Source organism: Aliidiomarina taiwanensis (genome assembly GCF_003987015.1).
Classification (GTDB): Bacteria; Pseudomonadota; Gammaproteobacteria; order Enterobacterales; family Alteromonadaceae; genus Aliidiomarina; species Aliidiomarina taiwanensis.
This window is the reverse complement of the sequence record NZ_PIPQ01000002.1, coordinates 134561-148196: the sequence shown is the minus strand read 5'-3', so window position 1 is coordinate 148196 and position 13636 is coordinate 134561. Positions and strand designations below refer to the sequence as shown.

The window sequence follows — 13636 nt, the reverse complement described above, 5'->3', positions numbered from 1 at the left end:
TTTACTGACTCAGCAGGGTCCATCCTGCCGCGTCGGCAAACGCCTCTTCACGAAAGTCGCTGCCGCGGAACTCCACCCGCACACGCACTGCGTCGTCAGCTAGCATACGTGTATACAAGGCCTGTAAGTCTTCTTTTTGCATGGCATCAACCAGCGCCAGTTTTTGCTCTCTGCGGTCGAATTGCGGTTGCTCTTTGAGCCATTCTGCACGCATTCGGGCCGCTTCCTCATTGAGGTTTTGTGCCGGCTGCATCAGGCTGGTACGCACTGCCGCCTGCACCTCAGCAAAGCGCTCGTCGCTCAGTGTTGCTAAAAACTCAGCAAAGTCTGCTTTAAAGGTGTCGAACCGCTCCACTAATGCACCAGGGCCACGCACAGGGCTTTGAATATAAAAGCCTAATCCAGGTTTGTCTTGTAAACCAAGTGTGGTTACACCCACGGCATAGCCTAGTTGCTCTTCCGTACGCAACTGGTTAAAGAAACGCGTATGCATCAGGTCGCGTAACATTTCGGCGGCCAGCTCCAACGCCATACCCGTGTCGTCCAGAATGTAAGCGTCTAAAACCGCACTGTCGCTTAATGCCGTGTCGCTTTGAAAGCCCACCGGAAAGGTGTTTATGTTACGTACTGGCTCATGCTCTCGGAAACGACGCGCGGCGTTCACCTGGGCATAACCAGCAAGGGTTTGCGTTAGGGTTTTGGCGCCCGTTTCCGTGTAATTGCCATACACAAAAGCCCGCACCAACACGTCGCTAAGTAGCACGTCACGGCTGGCCAACACTTGTTCGGCAGTAATGGCCTGCAAGCCGGCTAAACGTGCTTCGTAGCTTTTGTACTCGGGCCGCGTCAGTGCTGAAAAAGTTGGGAACAAGCGACGTAATGGACGTTCACGCTGCATGTTTTCAATGTCTCTGCGGAAGCGATCACGCGACTGTTCTAACTGTTCAGCCGTCGGCTCAAACGCCATAAAGCGCTCCATCACTAAGTTCGCAAGCAAAGGCTGCTTGTCGTTAAAGCCTGACATACGTAACTCTAACCCTGTCCCCAGGTTTAAGCTGTACTGCACACCCGCAATGCCTGCTTCACGGGCTAAACCACGTTGGCTTAGGTTGAAGGCATTCAGCAACATACGCGCTGCGGTGCGCTCTTCCCAGGTTAGCTCGCTCAACTGCTTATAGTAGTTCACACTCACCACGGCCCGCGGCTCTTGAAAGCGTTCACTGCGCTGGTACAACAAAGACACACCCGCTTCATTTATTAGCTCACGCGGCGTTTCACGTACCTCGCCGGCAACCAGGCTTAAGTCTTCCGGTAACAAGCGGTTCACAGCAGGAAGCTTAATGGGTACGGCACTGGCCAGCTGTTTCCATTCAGCAATGGTACTGTCAGCTAACGGTTTGACACTGTACTCAGCATCAAAAAAATGCATGCTTTGGTTGGTTTCAACGTCTGGTGCAATCACAAATATACGCACATTGCTTGGTGTTAATTTGTCTAGCACCCCCTGCGTTTTTTCTTTATCGAAACTGTCTAACCGGTAGTTTGCGTCTACCGCATGCTCGGCAGGCACGGTTAGCATACTGGCTGCTAAGCTTGACACATACTGAAAGGCACCGGCCCGACGCAGGAACTGAAAGTCGTTATTTAAAACAGTGCGCACTTCTTCCACATAGTCTTCATTTACGCCTTGCTCACGCAGCTGCTGGAAGTAACGGAACATCAGCCCTAAAATAACGTCCTTCTGGGCGTATCCCTGTTCTGTCAGACTTATATGCACGCGTAAACGCCCAGCATTGCCGTAATTATTGGTTTCACCCCAGGCATTCACCGACTCAATCAAGCCCGCCTCACGCAGCAACGCCACCGGCGTACCTGGCATTTCAGAAGCAATAAGGTACGCCACAATGGTTGCAGGCTTACTGCGGAACGAACCACTCAAGTCAGGCAGGGTAAAGTCTAGCAACAGCTCACGGGTTTCAATTTGTGGCTTATAAAAAATAACCTGCTGCAATTCATTTGCTGTCGCAGGTGGCGCAGTAATAGGCTCTACTGTGGCGTTGAAGTTAGGAATGTCCGCAAATGCGTCACGCGCCAGCTGTTCAAGCTCGTCTAAACTGCGGTTTCCCGTTACTGCGGCGGTCATAAGGTTGGCCGAGTAATAGCGTTGGTAAAAGTCCACCATGGTGTCTAACAGCTTGCTATTTTCTTTGTCGCCAAGCGACTCGCTGTTACCAATGCGGAAGCGCGAAATAGGGTGCGCCGGGTTTAGTGTGGTATTATTCAATGCAAACAGCACAAAGCCGTCGTTCGCCCGCTGCATCGACCACTCCGAATTCACCGCATTTACTTCCTTCTCCACATATTCCGGCGTAAACAAAGGCGCTTTGAAAAAGTCTGCAAAGCGGTCGAGAGCTTCGGGCAAGGCACTGTTATTTATTTCAAACATATAATTGGTATGGTCGTCCGCTGTGTAGGCGTTATGCATACCATTATGACGCGACATAAATTCACTGTATTCGTCTGGGTCTGGGTATTTCTCTGTCCCTAAAAACAACATATGCTCTAGAAAGTGTGCCAGCCCTAATTGTTCGTCGGGGTTTTGCATACTCCCCACGTGCACTGCTAGCGCCGCTGCCGACTTCTCCGTTTCCGGGTCGCTGACCAACATGACCTGTAACCCGTTTTCTAGGGTCAGGGTGCGGTACTCGCGGGTGTCGTAAGGACTGGTATATACTTGTGTCGTGTCGCTAGGTTTAGGCTGTGTACAACCCACCAACGCGGCACCTAAAAGTGCTACAGTTAGGTACAAGTAGAATGAAATCTTCATAGGTCGTGTCCATTTAGTCGAGTGAAAGTATGATTATGCAAGCTCCACCAACGAGCCACAATGAAACAATTGTTTCGAACCATTTCAAACCACACCCGTGGTTTCGGAACAACCACCTACAAACCCTGTGGTCGCGACTTGCGAAATACCAGTGCATGGCCACGTTACACTGGCATGAATTTCCCTTGCCCGACGGCGACTTTGTCGACTTGGCTTGGTCGGACGACCCTGTCACCGTAGCCGCACGCCCTGCGCCCTTGGTGGTTATTTTTCATGGTTTAGAAGGCAGCGCGCGCTCGTCTTATGCAGACCAACTTATGCTGGCCGCTAGGCAACAAGGTTGGTATGCGGTGGTCATGCACTTTCGCAGCTGTTCCGGCCGGCCCAACCGCTTAGCCCGGGCGTACCATTCTGGCGACACGGGCGACGCCCGCTACTTTTTGCAGCATTTAGCCGAACACTTCCCCAACAACCCTTTGTTTACCGCTGGGTATAGCTTAGGCGGCAACATGCTGGTGAAGTTATTGGCCGAATCACCAGAACTGCCCATTGTCGCTGCCAGCGCTGTTTCACCTCCCTTAGCCTTAGCACCCAGCTCAGTTCGGGTTAACAAAGGCTGGTCGCGCATGTACCGAAACCACCTACTGAACCAGCTAAAGCAAAAAACATGGCTCAAACTTGAAAGGGGCATCATTCGTTCTCAACTCAGTATTTCCGAGCGTACTTTATTAGCCATTCGCGACTTCCCCACGTTCGACAATTTAGTGACAGCCCCTTTGCATGGGTTTGCCGACGCCGACGACTATTACCAACAGTGCAGTGGTTTGCAGTTTTTACCCCAAGTACAGCACCCTTTGTTGGTGGTCCACGCAAAAGACGACCCCTTTACCTGTGCGGCGTCTATCCCCCACCCAAACCAACTCAGCCCGCAAGTACACTACGAACTTCAACAGCGGGGCGGTCATGTGGGCTTTATCGAACAGCGGCAAGGGAAAGCGACCCCTTGGTTGCCGCCGCGGCTCATGCATTGGTTTTCTTTACATACACCACACAACAAATAAGGAGCTTTATGCGCATTCCATGGCAAGACTTAGAGCCGGAAACTCTGAACCGGTTAATTGAACAATTTGTATTAATGGAAGGAACCGAATACGGCGAACAGGACGTGCCCTTAGCAACGAAAGTCGCCCAGGTGCGCGAACAACTAAAAAGTGGCAAAGCGCTTATAGTGTACTCAGAACTGCATGAAAGCGTGAATATAGTGCCGGCGCACCAAGTCACGCCGGACTAAACTAAGGCGACTTCGGAAAAATATCCTGCCAAGGCACCGACGGGTCACCCAACACCAAAAAGTCGGGGTTGGTTAAGTCGTCGGTTTGGTTATAACGAATAGGCTCAAAGTCCACACTCACCAACTGCCCCCCGGCCTCTTCCACCAAAATTTGCGCTGCGGCTGTGTCCCATTCCCCGGTAATGCCTACCCGCAAGAAACAGTCAGCAGCGCCTTCGGCTACCAAGCACGACTTCAGCGCACAACTCCCCGTATGTAACGCATGGGTTTGCCGCTCGCCTACGGCCATTTGCGACAGCACGCGGTCGACGGGTTGGCGGCGGCTTAACGCAATGGTCAAGGGCCCTTGCTCAGGTTTCTGTAACTTATTCACCCGAATGGGCTCAGTCACGCCTGCCCTTTGCCGGGTCGCCCCAAGCCCTTTCCCAGCAGAGTACAAGGCCCCTTTGTCCGGCCAGTAAATAACTCCTAACACCGGCTGGTTATGCTCCATAAGCGCAATGCTTACGGCGAAGTCGCCACTGCCATAAATAAATTCCTGGGTCCCGTCCAGCGGGTCCACCAGCCAGTAGCGTTGCCACGTTTGCCGCTCAGCCCAAGGCTTCAACGCTTCTTCTGTCAGTACGGGAATGTCAGGGGTTAGCTGGCTAAGCCGCGTAACTATCAGTTGGCTGGCCGCAAAGTCGGCGGAAGTAACCGGCGAGTCGTCACCTTTGGCTTTTATTTCAAAAGTCCCTTCTTGCTGCTGTGCCAATAGCAGCTTCCCGGTGTCCATTGCAACAGCGCCCGCCTTTGGCAATAAAGCTGCTAAGTCATAGTTCATGTGGGCCATCCCTCGTGATCAAGCCAGCGGCGTAACAGCAGCACAGCCGCAATGCTGCGCGCTTCGGTAAAGTCGGGCTGCACCAACAGCTCGTCTAATTGCGACAATTTCCATGGCACCACCTCTAAGGGCTCTGGCTCGTCCCCTTCTAGCTTTTCTGGGTATAAATGGCGACCCACAAACAAATGCATATTCGAGTCCATAAACGACGAAGCCACCGTGACTTGCTTCAATTCTTTTAACTCGCCCACGCCGTAGCCAACCTCTTCTTTCAACTCGCGGTTGGCCGCTTGCTCTGGCGTTTCGCCTGGGTCCACCAAGCCTTTGGGGAAACCTAACTGATAATTATGTAAACCTGCCGCATATTCCCGAATTAATAACATGGTGTCGTCGTCCAGCATGGGCACCACTAAAACGGCACCCCGGCCACTGCCTGGCATGCGCTCGTACTGACGCCTCACCCCATTACTAAATTTTAACTCGAGGGCTTCAATGCGAAGCAGCCGACTTTTCGCTACAATCTGGCGTGAGAGAATAGTGGGAACTTGCTTTTCGGCCATAATGTTTTTGCTCTTCGCTCCAATCCGGTATTGAATTCATACCATAACCAAACCACGGGGAAACGTCATGTTAAATTGGTCCGACATAGACACAGTATTACTCGACATGGACGGCACGTTGCTGGACCTCCATTACGACAACCATTTTTGGAATCAGTACATCCTTGAGTGCTACGCCAAAGAGCATAATATTGCCACACCAGAAGCCCAAGCTTTTTTTAACCACGCGTTCAGCCAAGTGGCAGGTACCCTGCACTGGTATTGCATTGACTATTGGGAGCAAACACTCGAGCTGCCTATTCGGGCTCTGAAAAAGCACTACGCCAATAAAATAAAGTATCGGCCCGACGCTCCGGGTTTCTTGGACGCCCTAAAACAAGCAGGCAAAGACATGGCTATTATCACCAACGCGCACCCCGACGTGTTGGCACTCAAAAACCAGTACACGGACTTAAAAACACGCTGCCCAGAGCAATTTTCAACCCATAGCTTCGGTTACTGCAAAGAATTTCAAGAGCTTTGGCAAAACCTGCAAACCCATTACCACTTCGACCCAAAACGCACCCTTTTTGTCGACGACGGTGAACACATACTCGACAGCGCACGTACTTTTGGTATTCGTTACACCCTTGGTATTGAAACACCCGACAGCCAAAAGCCAGCAACACGCTTTAGCCGGCATATGTCGGTGGCATCTTTTGCAGAGTTACATACACTCAATTGATACCCATTCCATGCAGTTTTAAGTTACAATTCCATATATAGCACACAGTTAGCAGCATTTGAGGAGCCTATGCCCAAGCACCACAGCAAGAAAGTAACCGCATCGTACGACTTTGTCGTGATTGGCTCAGGCCCAGCGGGTGAAGGAGCCGCCATGATGCTGGCCAAACGTGGCCAAAAAGTGGCCATTGTTGAAGCCAATCCGCGGCTTGGAGGCAACTGCACTCACAGAGGCACCATCCCTTCGAAAGCTTTGCGCCATTCGGTGAACCGCCTTATCGAATACAACGCCAGCCCCTTGTTTAAGAAAGACCAGGTGCCGCGGCGCTTGTCCTTTAAAGAAATACTGCATCATTCGGAAACCGTCATTCGCAAACAAGTGAACCTGCGTAGTAGCTTTTATGTGCGCAACGACGTCAGTGTCATTCATGGCTCTGCCTCGTTCCTTGACAAAAACCACTTGCAAGTAAAGAAACACGACGGCTCTATTGAATGTATTCAAATGAAGAACGTGGTTATCGCCACCGGCTCGCGGCCTTATCGCCCCGCCGATGTAGACTTTGCCCACCCACGCATTTACGACTCCGACACAGTGCTCACCCTGCAGCACGACCCACGCTCTATTATTATTGTTGGAGCTGGGGTGATTGGTTGTGAGTACGCTAGTATTTTCCGTGGGCTTGGGGTGAAAGTGGACTTGGTGAATAACCGCGAACGCCTGCTGTCGTTCCTCGACTCGGAGTTCTCCGACGCGATTAGCTATCACCTGCGCAATAACGGGGTTATTATTCGTCACGGTGAAGAATACAAAACCATTGAAGGCCGCGACGACGGAGTTATTTTAACCACCACGTCGGGCAAGCGCATGTATGCTGACTGTTTGTTATTCGCCAACGGCCGTTCAGGTAATATTGAACGCTTAAATATAGAAGCCATTGGCCTAGAAGCTAACCACAGAGGCCAACTAGAAGTCGACCCGAACTACCGCACCAACGTAGACAACGTATACGCCGTGGGCGACATTATTGGCTACCCAAGCTTAGCCAGTGCCGCTTACGACCAAGGCCGCATTGCCGCCACAGCCATGCTCGAAGGCACCTGCGAAACCAAGCTTATCTCCGACATACCCACGGGTATTTACACCATTCCAGAAATTAGCTCGGTAGGCGCCACAGAAGAGCAGCTAACTGCCGACAATGTGCCTTACGAAGTGGGTCGCGCCCAATTTAAACACTTGGCTCGGGCACAAATTGCCGACAGCGACGTGGGCAGCTTAAAACTTATTTTCCACCGCGACACGCTGGAAATATTAGGCATTCACTGCTTCGGCGAGCGAGCCTCAGAAATTATTCATATCGGCCAAGCCATTATGGAACAGAAAAACGGTGGAAATAATATTAACTACTTTATTAATACCACCTTTAACTACCCCACCATGGCTGAAGCTTACCGTGTGGCGGCACTCAACGGCATGAACCGGCTAGCACCGAAGAACTAAGCAAGCATTTAATGGCGGCTCTTTAAGGGTAATTCCACCCGTACACAAAAGCCGCCCGGCTCTTGCTGCATACGTAACTGGCCACCGTGTGCGTCGACTATCCGACGCACTATGGCCAGCCCTAAGCCGGTTCCTTCCCCACTTCGCGCAGCATTACCTTGGCTAAAAGGCGCGCACATATGTTCAAAAGCTTCCTGAGCAATACCTTTGCCGCCATCCCGTACCTCAAACCACACTTGGTTGGCACGCTTGTCCACGCCCGAGGCAATAACAATAGGGGGCTCGCCATAGCGACGCGCATTCACCACCAGGTTAGCTAATACCCGCTTTATCGCCGTTTCATTAACCCAAACCGCCGGCAAGTCGTTGCTCAACATGAGCTGAATGGGCTCTAACTCCGTGTACTCATTAGTTAAGGCCACGTCGTGTATGAGCTCGTTTAATTGCACCAAGGCTTGTTCACCCATTTCGGGCGAACGCACAAAGTCCACAAACTGATCCACAATCGCATTCATGTCGTCTATGTCGTGCACAATCCCCGCAAACATAGGATCTTGCTCTGCTGCTTCGCCTGTCGGCGCCAGCATTTCAGCCGCCAACCGTATGCGCGTAAGCGGCGTGCGCAAGTCATGGGAAATACCCGCTAATAATAAAGACCGGTCCGCTTCTAACTTCTCCATACTATGTGCCATATGGTTAAAGGCACGCGTCACACTGCGCACTTCCGAAACTCCCGCTTCCGGCAGCTTTTGGTTGTACACCCCACGGCTCATGTCGAAGGCGGCTTGTTGTAAGCGCCTTAAGGGCCGTGTTAGCCAGCGCGCAAACCAAGCCCCACCGGCAATACTTAGCACCCCAATGAGTAACAGGTATAAAAGCAAGGGCGGCACTTCACCTTCGTTAAAGCCTTCTAATTCGACCCGATACCAGCTTTGTTGCCCGTCAATTTGTACCCACACTTGAATAACATCGGTTTGGCGAAAGCGTACTTCCACAGGCTGTTGCAGCACCTTACTTACTTCATTGGCAATAAAGGAATAAGCTGTAGCCCCTTGCAAGCCGCGCACAGCCGCTTGCTCCAAGGTAAATTCCTCCACCCCAGAAATTTCTTGGTAGCCTTGTTGTAAGTTAGGAAGCAAGCGCTGCTGAGCAATTAACTGGTGGGTTTGAATTTGCTTGGCAACCAAGTAGCTCATTTGCTGCACCCCCGGCTTCACCACATAGAGGGTGATCATCAGGTACGACACCACTTGGTTAATAAGCAATACGCTAACCAATAGTACCAAAGTACGGCTAAAGGCCGTGCGAGGAAGCAGCTTCATAAAAGGTTAGGCCACACCGTCGGGCACAAACACATACCCTAGCCCCCACACGGTTTGTAAGTACCGCGGGCTGGTTGGGTCGGCTTCAATAATGCGCCGTAAGCGCGACACCTGCACATCAATACTGCGCTCCATAGCGCTATAGTCGCGACCACGAGCCAGGTGCATCAGTTTGTCGCGGGACAAGGGCTCCCGCGGGTGGTTTACCAGCGCTTTCAGTACCGCAAACTCGCCACTGGTTAAATTTATTACCTTGTCGCCCGCCAACAGTTCCCGCGTGCCCAAGTTAAACTCAAAACCACCAAAGGCCACCACCTCACTTTCAGCACTAGGCGCTCCCGGTGCCTCACGGGTTTGCCGCCGCAACACAGCCCGCACCCTCGCCAACAGCTCGCGCGGGTTAAACGGCTTGGGCATATAGTCGTCTGCACCCACTTCCAAGCCTAAAATGCGGTCCGCTTCGTCGCCTTTTGCCGTTAGCATAATAATAGGCAAGTTATTTCCTTTCTCGCGCAGCCGTTTACAAATAGACAAGCCATTCTCACCAGGCAACATTAAGTCGAGCACAATTAAGTGAAAAGTTTCTCGCAGTAACAAACGGTCCATGTGCACAGCGTCCGCCACGGCACGCACCTGAAACCCCTGCTCAGTAAAGTAGCGCTCTAATAACGCACGCAGTCTCGCGTCGTCGTCAACAATTAACAGCCGCTCAGCCAGTTCACTCACGTTTTACCCCCAACAAATTAGAACCAATAGTGTAGGGGCTAAGCACGTCATATGCCAAGCAAAAATGCTCGTCCTTGTAACATAGTGTTAACGCAACTGGCGCCGAGACTAGCGGCCTTCTTCGGTTTTTTTAACTGGTGGGTTTACCCAAATAACCCGAGCAGGAGCAGCACCATTACGATTACTTTTTTCAACCATGGAAACATATTCCCAGTCCACTTCGTAATGTTCTGCATTTACAGCACTCATTTTTTCGTTCTTCGACATAGACGAGCAACCCGCCATAGCAACAGAAACCGCCGCTATGAGTAATATATGTTGTTTACGCATACTGCACCTCCAACATGAATGGTTGGCTAACCCGTACAAAAAACAAGCTAGCTTAATAAGTATAGTTGGGGTTGGGCGTTTTGTTTAGGTAAAAGTCGAAAAATTATACCTACCTTAGCTGCAGCGGATGGGTACACCTCATCTTAACTTTCTAAGCTGCCTGTGCGGCAGCGAACCTTCACAACCATCAATTCAAACAGGTGCCAACTTTCTAAGCTGCCTGTGCGGCAGCGAACTCGTGAAGAACTGCACCACATGCGAAATGATGTTTCTAAGCTGCCTGTGCGGCAGCGAACTGACTTTAGGTATTAGACCCCCCTATTAGTAATTTCTAAGCTGCCTGTGCGGCAGCGAACCCTCTTGTAGAGCGAACGGCATATGTTTTTAATTTCTAAGCTGCCTGTGCGGCAGCGAACTGTGGACGACGCGCCCCTGTTCGTTTGTTTCGTTTCTAAGCTGCCTGTGCGGCAGCGAACGGCATTACTTACGACCTCCAGATATAATCATATTTCTAAGCTGCCTGTGCGGCAGCGAACGCCTGCCCAGTTCTCAGCAAGCACAATCGTCTTTTCTAAGCTGCCTGTGCGGCAGCGAACTCAGGGAGACTCCTTCGCTCGCTTCCGTACATTTTCTAAGCTGCCTGTGCGGCAGCGAACGGTCTATTTCTAAAACTTGAGTTGAGTTGAAATTTCTAAGCTGCCTGTGCGGCAGCGAACTTCAGCGAGTTCTCAAAAACTTACGTGCAAGCTTTCTAAGCTGCCTGTGCGGCAGCGAACGCTGGCTGGCACTTGATGAGCATCCACGAATGTTTCTAAGCTGCCTGTGCGGCAGCGAACATTGAGCAAGAGATTTTAGAAGCCGTGGACGATTTCTAAGCTGCCTGTGCGGCAGCGAACTAAAGTGTGGAAACACTAGGAGTTTTTCAGATTTTCTAAGCTGCCTGTGCGGCAGCGAACTTATATGTATTATTTAAAATCTAAAAAAGGTTTTTCTAAGCTGCCTGTGCGGCAGCGAACTTGTGCGGCGTTATGAAGTCGTTGTTGAGTCATTTCTAAGCTGCCTGTGCGGCAGCGAACTAATATAATCATCGCTGTTCGGAACCCTGGCATTTCTAAGCTGCCTGTGCGGCAGCGAACCAGGCGTTGAATTAGATAGTAAAGAAGCGGCATTTCTAAGCTGCCTGTGCGGCAGCGAACATAGTTTTCATGTTGTAGGTATAGATTCGGGTTTTCTAAGCTGCCTGTGCGGCAGCGAACCTGGAAAGCGGTCGGCACGATTACTGCCACTTTTTCTAAGCTGCCTGTGCGGCAGCGAACCATCGGCGGCCATCGGCGTTATGTCAGATGCATTTCTAAGCTGCCTGTGCGGCAGCGAACCGCTATATCTAAGCGAGTGCAGCGGATTTTAATTTCTAAGCTGCCTGTGCGGCAGCGAACCGCTAGCAGCCACATCGCTATTACTTTTCACTGTTTCTAAGCTGCCTGTGCGGCAGCGAACCAGCTTAAACGCTTGTCACTAGCAAATCGATGTTTCTAAGCTGCCTGTGCGGCAGCGAACAATAGCCGCCTATTTTAACTAACTAAAAAGGTTTTCTAAGCTGCCTGTGCGGCAGCGAACCTGTAGCGTAACAGTAAATAGTTTCGCCGTCTTTTCTAAGCTGCCTGTGCGGCAGCGAACTAGGGATAGGCGGGGCAGTCGGATCGGCGTCTTTTCTAAGCTGCCTGTGCGGCAGCGAACATGTTATGAATACATACAAAATTCTTCTTTCTTTTCTAAGCTGCCTGTGCGGCAGCGAACACGCTTGTTACTATCTGCAATGGATTTTAGTGTTTCTAAGCTGCCTGTGCGGCAGCGAACTTATTGTCAAAGCTAACAAGACAGCATTGCAGTTTCTAAGCTGCCTGTGCGGCAGCGAACGAATCAACAGTCACCGTACCTGACTCTGCAATTTTCTAAGCTGCCTGTGCGGCAGCGAACAAGGTTAAATTTTTGGTTGGTTCTGCCGTGACTTTCTAAGCTGCCTGTGCGGCAGCGAACGGTGTGACTTTCCCAGTTACTGTCGAGGGTGTTTTCTAAGCTGCCTGTGCGGCAGCGAACTGATCATTGCCACAAAGCGTGCGATCTTTACTTTTCTAAGCTGCCTGTGCGGCAGCGAACTTACGAACCATAGCAAGGTTTATGTAGTGACTTTTCTAAGCTGCCTGTGCGGCAGCGAACGAATTTATTGTTCGCTCCATCACTATCGGTAATTTCTAAGCTGCCTGTGCGGCAGCGAACCGGAGAGAGAATGATGAGTAATAAAAACGATTTTTCTAAGCTGCCTGTGCGGCAGCGAACTTCTCCCTGCTCAACAAACCGACATCCTGCGATTTCTAAGCTGCCTGTGCGGCAGCGAACTCGTGCCAATAATGTCGATGCGGGTTTCGTCGTTTCTAAGCTGCCTGTGCGGCAGCGAACGTTACCGCTGATTTTCGAGGCTTGGCTGCATGTTTCTAAGCTGCCTGTGCGGCAGCGAACCAAAGCTAAAGCAAACACTGAATGAGCTTGATTTTCTAAGCTGCCTGTGCGGCAGCGAACCGTGCGCCCTGCCGTAGTTAGTGTTGCCCCGTTTTCTAAGCTGCCTGTGCGGCAGCGAACCACGGTTTGCCGATGCCTTTACCTTTTCCTTCTTTCTAAGCTGCCTGTGCGGCAGCGAACATCCAAATCGGTACAAATCAAATCGCCGAAGTTTTCTAAGCTGCCTGTGCGGCAGCGAACTTTACGGGCTTAATTGATGTGGCAGTGGTTGATTTCTAAGCTGCCTGTGCGGCAGCGAACTAGCTGCTCTCGCTGCCACTTTAAAAACAAATTTTCTAAGCTGCCTGTGCGGCAGCGAACCAGCCGATTGTGCTTTTTTGTATCCTTTTTTATTTCTAAGCTGCCTGTGCGGCAGCGAACCAAGTTTTCTTCCATCATGCGATCCGCTTTTATTTCTAAGCTGCCTGTGCGGCAGCGAACGATAATGGGTGGTTACCGCCGGTTGGTGAGGTTTTCTAAGCTGCCTGTGCGGCAGCGAACGTCTATGGTGGTGGTGGCTAGGATTTTAATCTTTTCTAAGCTGCCTGTGCGGCAGCGAACCAGAGGTGGGAGATGAGGTGGTCGATTCATACTTTCTAAGCTGCCTGTGCGGCAGCGAACCGTTCGATAAGATGCGCGAGTTTATCATCACTTTTCTAAGCTGCCTGTGCGGCAGCGAACAGAAAAAAGAGTACGTGTTTAAGCGTATCGAATTTCTAAGCTGCCTGTGCGGCAGCGAACCCGATACTAGCACCGCTCGGACTGGGCGCACATTTCTAAGCTGCCTGTGCGGCAGCGAACCGGTAGAGTGTTTCTTTTGTGAAAGCCCTATTGTTTCTAAGCTGCCTGTGCGGCAGCGAACTTCTTCTTGCGTGTCAGGGTCAACTTTAATCCTTTCTAAGCTGCCTGTGCGGCAGCGAACAACACGTACTCTTTTTTCTTGCCGCGAGTTTCTTTCTAAGCTGCCTGTGCGGCAGCGA

The 13636-nt window shown here is 51.2% G+C and carries 10 protein-coding genes and 1 CRISPR repeat array (1 of these 11 only partly in view); of the genes, 4 read left to right on the top strand and 6 right to left on the bottom strand.

What is annotated here, in order from left to right; genetic code table 11:
• Nucleotide 1 precedes the first annotated feature (1 nt).
• The gene (locus tag CWE15_RS05035; protein WP_126756993.1) at nucleotides 2-2827 is read right to left on the bottom strand and encodes an insulinase family protein; all 2826 of its coding nucleotides are present in this window, start codon (nucleotides 2825-2827) and stop codon (nucleotides 2-4) included.
• Between the two features lie 35 nt (nucleotides 2828-2862).
• Between CWE15_RS05035 and CWE15_RS05030 the strand changes: the two genes are divergently transcribed.
• The gene (locus CWE15_RS05030; RefSeq protein WP_126756992.1) at nucleotides 2863-3888 is read left to right on the top strand and encodes a hydrolase; all 1026 of its coding nucleotides are present in this window, start codon (nucleotides 2863-2865) and stop codon (nucleotides 3886-3888) included.
• An 8-nt stretch (nucleotides 3889-3896) separates the two neighbouring features.
• Entirely contained in the window at nucleotides 3897-4118 is a 222-nt protein-coding gene (locus CWE15_RS05025) for a YheU family protein (protein ID WP_126756991.1), read from the top strand.
• A 1-nt stretch (nucleotide 4119) separates the two neighbouring features.
• Here CWE15_RS05025 and cysQ read toward each other — a convergent pair whose 3' ends face one another.
• Both cysQ and nudE read right to left on the bottom strand, forming a co-directional pair.
• Nucleotides 4120-4941, bottom strand: coding sequence for a 3'(2'),5'-bisphosphate nucleotidase CysQ (gene cysQ / locus CWE15_RS05020; RefSeq protein ID WP_126756990.1), 822 nt, complete (start codon nucleotides 4939-4941; stop codon nucleotides 4120-4122).
• Nucleotides 4938-5501, bottom strand: a complete 564-nt coding sequence (nudE, locus tag CWE15_RS05015) for an ADP compounds hydrolase NudE (RefSeq protein WP_126756989.1) — start codon at nucleotides 5499-5501, stop codon at nucleotides 4938-4940. Before nudE ends, cysQ begins: the two co-directional genes overlap by 4 nt.
• A 67-nt stretch (nucleotides 5502-5568) precedes the next feature.
• On the opposite strand from nudE, the gene yrfG reads away from it, so the two are divergent.
• Together yrfG and sthA are read left to right on the top strand one after the other, a co-directional pair.
• Nucleotides 5569-6225: a GMP/IMP nucleotidase gene (gene yrfG / locus CWE15_RS05010; protein WP_126756988.1), complete on the top strand. Its 657-nt coding sequence runs from the start codon at nucleotides 5569-5571 to the stop codon at nucleotides 6223-6225.
• A 69-nt stretch (nucleotides 6226-6294) separates the two neighbouring features.
• Nucleotides 6295-7722, top strand: coding sequence for a Si-specific NAD(P)(+) transhydrogenase (gene sthA, locus CWE15_RS05005; RefSeq protein WP_126756987.1), 1428 nt, complete (start codon nucleotides 6295-6297; stop codon nucleotides 7720-7722).
• A gap of 8 nt (nucleotides 7723-7730) precedes the next feature.
• On the opposite strand, the gene envZ is transcribed toward sthA, so the two are convergent.
• The 3 genes from envZ to CWE15_RS04990 form a co-directional block, all read right to left on the bottom strand.
• Complete coding sequence (gene envZ, locus CWE15_RS05000) at nucleotides 7731-9044, bottom strand: two-component system sensor histidine kinase EnvZ (RefSeq protein ID WP_126756986.1); 1314 nt, start codon at nucleotides 9042-9044, stop codon at nucleotides 7731-7733.
• 6 nt (nucleotides 9045-9050) lie between these two features.
• On the bottom strand, nucleotides 9051-9770 hold the full coding sequence (gene ompR, locus CWE15_RS04995) for an osmolarity response regulator transcription factor OmpR (protein WP_157980714.1): 720 nt from the start codon (nucleotides 9768-9770) through the stop codon (nucleotides 9051-9053).
• A gap of 108 nt (nucleotides 9771-9878) precedes the next feature.
• Nucleotides 9879-10100 (bottom strand): hypothetical protein, encoded by a 222-nt coding sequence (locus CWE15_RS04990; RefSeq protein WP_126756985.1) that lies wholly within the window; start codon nucleotides 10098-10100, stop codon nucleotides 9879-9881.
• A 148-nt stretch (nucleotides 10101-10248) separates the two neighbouring features.
• Nucleotides 10249-13636: a CRISPR direct-repeat array (repeat unit 28 nt; unit sequence TTTCTAAGCTGCCTGTGCGGCAGCGAAC) (it continues 1022 nt past the right edge of the window).

Bases quoted from the DNA above. Each gene is read 5' to 3' on its own strand.
- cysQ (WP_126756990.1), bottom strand. From the start codon at position 4,941: ATGAACTATGACTTAGCAGCTTTATTGCCAAAGGCGGGCGCTGTTGCA.
- CWE15_RS05025 (WP_126756991.1), top strand. From the start codon at position 3,897: ATGCGCATTCCATGGCAAGACTTAGAGCCGGAAACTCTGAACCGGTTA.
- CWE15_RS04990 (WP_126756985.1), bottom strand. From the start codon at position 10,100: ATGCGTAAACAACATATATTACTCATAGCGGCGGTTTCTGTTGCTATG.
- envZ (WP_126756986.1), bottom strand. From the start codon at position 9,044: ATGAAGCTGCTTCCTCGCACGGCCTTTAGCCGTACTTTGGTACTATTG.
- nudE (WP_126756989.1), bottom strand. From the start codon at position 5,501: ATGGCCGAAAAGCAAGTTCCCACTATTCTCTCACGCCAGATTGTAGCG.
- CWE15_RS05030 (WP_126756992.1), top strand. From the start codon at position 2,863: ATGCAAGCTCCACCAACGAGCCACAATGAAACAATTGTTTCGAACCAT.
- CWE15_RS05035 (WP_126756993.1), bottom strand. From the start codon at position 2,827: ATGAAGATTTCATTCTACTTGTACCTAACTGTAGCACTTTTAGGTGCC.
- yrfG (WP_126756988.1), top strand. From the start codon at position 5,569: ATGTTAAATTGGTCCGACATAGACACAGTATTACTCGACATGGACGGC.
- sthA (WP_126756987.1), top strand. From the start codon at position 6,295: ATGCCCAAGCACCACAGCAAGAAAGTAACCGCATCGTACGACTTTGTC.